The 2,775-nt window shown below is 64.9% G+C and carries 1 protein-coding gene; it reads left to right on the top strand.

Annotated features, from left to right (window positions below):
* Positions 1 to 2,775 (top strand): SDR family NAD(P)-dependent oxidoreductase (locus GSQ75_RS17635; protein ID WP_158756200.1); only part of this gene is annotated, 2,775 nt, incomplete at both ends.

Genomic DNA, 2,775 nt, shown 5'->3' with positions numbered 1-2,775 from the left:
GGTGAAGGGCCTGGCCTTCGACTGGCAACGCATGTACGGCGAAAACCGGCCACGCCGGATCAGCCTACCCACCTATCCGTTTGCGCGCGAGCGTTATTGGGCCGAAATCCAGGCCTTGCAGCCGATGCACCTGGCGACGGGCGGCATCCTGCATCCGCTCTTGCATCGCAACACCTCGAGCTTTTCGGTGCAGCGCTTCAGCACCCGCTTCAGCGGCGAAGAGTTTTTCCTGGCCGATCATGTCGTACGCGGCATGCGCGTATTGCCCGGTGTGGCGCAACTGGAAATGGCATGTCAGGCGGCCGGCAAGGCCATCGATGAGCCATGCCGGCTGCAGTTGAAAAACGTCGCCTGGATGCGGCCGCTAACCGTCGATGCGGATGGCCTCGACGTGCAGATCGCGTTGGTGCCGCGGGATGCCGGCGACATCGGCTTCGAGATCTTCAGCAATACCGAAGACGGCGATGCCGTCCTCTACAGCCAGGGTTCGGTGATCGCCGGAGCGGTCATGGAAGCGGATGCGAAGGCGGTGCATGACCTGGCTGCACTGCGCCAGCAGTGCAACGTGTCGCAGATGAGCGACGCACAGTGCTACGCCCTGTTCGAACAGATGGGCCTGCACTATGGCCATGCATTCCGGAACCTGGTCGAGCTGTTCGTGGGATCGCGGCAAGTACTCGCGCGCATCGCCCTGCCAACCGCGATGCGCATGGACGACTATGTGCTGCATCCCGGCTTGCTGGATGCGGCATTGCAAGCCGCCATTGGCTTGACCGGCATGGCCGATGGCAGCGCCGAACCCGCTTTGTGGTTGCCCGTCGGGCTGAGATCGCTCGACGTGCTGGCGCCATGTACCAGCCGCATGTGGGCCTTCGTACGCCCCAGCGGCGGTACGGTGGATGACGCGTCGCAGGTGCTGGACGTCGATCTCTGCGACGAAGCAGGCGTGGTATGCGTTCGCCTCGGCCAGCTGGAGTTGCGCGTCTCGGCGACCCTCGCCGAATCCGGGACGGCTTGGCAGACCCTGCTGGCCAGGCCTATGTGGGAAGTGCAGCTCGCCGGCACCGAAACAACCTCTGGGCGCGCATTCGCGCGGCACGTGGTGCTGCTGTGCGGGCTGGCGGCGACAGATGCGGATCGCGTGCAGGCACGCATGCCGGAAGCTGTCTGCGTGACCTTGGCGGCGAATCAGGATCTGGCATCGGCGTATGCCGCCGCCGCCGAAACCTTGCTGGAACAGGTTCAGTCGCTGAACAGCCAGCCAGGCCAGCACCTGATCCAGGTGGCGGTGCCGGGCCACGGCAAAGGCCTCATGATGATGGGGCTGGTCGGCATGCTGCGCACGGCGCAACGGGAAAATCCACGCATCGTCGGCCAGTTGATCAGTGTCGAAGCGGGTCAGGACGTCGCCAAGGCGTTGCATGACGACCGCCACGGCGATGAGTCGCAGCTGCGTTACGTCGACGGCATCCGCGAGGTGAGCCGTTGGACTGAATTGACGGACACGACTGCCGAAAACCCGCCCTGGAGGGCGCAGGGCGTTTATCTGATCACGGGTGGTGCAGGCGGACTGGGGCTGATTTTCGCGCGTGAAATCGCGCGCCAGGCCACGGGCGCCACGCTGATCCTTACCGGACGTTCGTCACGCACGGAATCGATCGAAGCCAGGCTCGCCGAGCTCGAAGCGCTGGGGGCCGCGGCGCACTATCGCCAGCTGGACGTGGGCGATCGCGACGCCGTCGTGCAATGCCTGCGCGAGACGGCGGAGACCTTCGGCGCCCTGCACGGCATCCTGCACAGTGCCGGTGTCCTGCGCGACAGCTTCATGCTCAAGAAGACCCGCGAGGAGCTGCACGCGGTGCTGAACGCCAAAGTGGCCGGCACGCTTCATCTCGACGAGGCGAGCCGCGACATGCCGCTCGACTGCTTCATCTGCTTCTCGTCGCTGGCAGGCGTACTGGGCAATCTGGGCCAGGCCGACTATGCGGCGGCGAACGCCTTCATGGATGCGTTTGCCCACCATCGCGCCGAACTGGTGGCGCAAGGGCAGCGTCGTGGCCGTACGCTGTCAGTGAACTGGCCGCTGTGGGACGAAGGCGGCATGCAGGTGGATGCCGCCACGCGCCAATACCTGTTGCAGGAAACCGGCATGGCACCCCTGCGCAGCGCCAGCGGCTGTGCGGCTCTGGCACACGCCTGGTCGAGTGGTTTGCCTCAGGTGCTGGTGGTCGAAGGGCGGCTGGACCGGTTGAGGGCGACGCTGCTGAAAGAAGCGTCGTCGCAGCCGGAGGCGGCTGCGGCCGCGCCGGATGACGCGCCTCCGATCGCTGCTGATTTGCACGAACAGACGGTGCGCCATCTGGTCCGGCTGCTGTCGGGCACATTCAAATTGCCGGCACACATGATCGATGCGAACTCGGCCCTGGAGGCCTACGGCATCGACTCCGTCATGGTGATGGACTTGACGCTCAAGCTGGAGAGATCCTTCGGCCCGCTGCCCAAGACGCTGTTCTTCGAATACCAGAGCATTAATGCGCTGGCCGACTATTTCCTGCAAAACCACCACGCCGGGCTGATCGATCTGCTCGGGGACAAGCCAGCCGTCGTCATGCCGGTGCCTGCGGCAAGACCGCATGGCAAGCAGGCAGGCGTTTCGGCCATCCGCCATCGTTCGCGTTTTGACTGGTGTGGCGCCGATGCACGCGCCAACGAGATCGCGATCATCGGGTTGTCCGGCCGTTATCCGCAGGCAGGCAATCTGGAGGAGTTCTGGAG

Origin of the sequence: Dyella sp. S184, from assembly GCF_009766065.1 — a bacterium.
In the GTDB taxonomy this organism is placed as follows: Bacteria; Pseudomonadota; Gammaproteobacteria; order Xanthomonadales; family Rhodanobacteraceae; genus Rhodanobacter.
Note: the sequence above shows the minus strand (reverse complement) of the source record. Positions and strands in the feature narration are given on the sequence as shown.